Annotated in this window: 1 pseudogene; it reads left to right on the plus strand. The window is 44.9% G+C overall.

The window, feature by feature from the left end:
• Positions 1 to 30: 30 nt before the first annotated feature.
• Positions 31 to 624: pseudogene (locus tag R7Q48_RS28535) on the plus strand (fimbrial biogenesis outer membrane usher protein); the annotation flags it as partial.

The raw sequence follows: 624 nt of genomic DNA on the forward strand, positions 1-624 counted from the left end.
TATGTCTTGCTTTGGCTTGGATTACTAAGTATGGCGTGGAGCAATCTTGGCCTTTGTGCGAACTCACCCAACAGTTTTTCTGAGTTACCGAGTCCTGAAAACTTTTCTTTTGATAAGTTTAACAATATTAGCTTGAAACTAGAATTAGTGATCAATCAAAGAGCGACGGGGCATATTACCGAAGTCGAGCGCATTGGCGATCAGTACTTTCTCCAGCGGCAAGATCTAATAGCGGTTGGCGTTACGGCCAAATCGTTGCCAGGAACGGAAGACAGGATTGACGTTTCTTCCATCGCTGGGGTTAACGTGCGTTATTTGCAATCGTCACTGCAACTGGCGATCGACGTTCCGCCGAACTGGCTGCCGATGCAGAGTTTATCTGCACACGATATGGGGCGATTTTCTCCAGCTAAGTTTGGTCGTGGGGGACTGTTTAACTACAACGTTTTTGGGGTGTATGAAAACGAAAGCCAACAAAAGGAGGTTTCTATCGATCATGAAATCAGAGCCTTTTCTGAGTTTGGTGTTTTTTCTACAACGGGAATATTTAAATCCAATTTTCACCGCGATGTTCAGTCTCAGCAAAGCAGTCAATACACCCGTTTCGATACAGGGTATGAGTAC

Source organism: Vibrio sp. 378 (genome assembly GCF_033339435.1).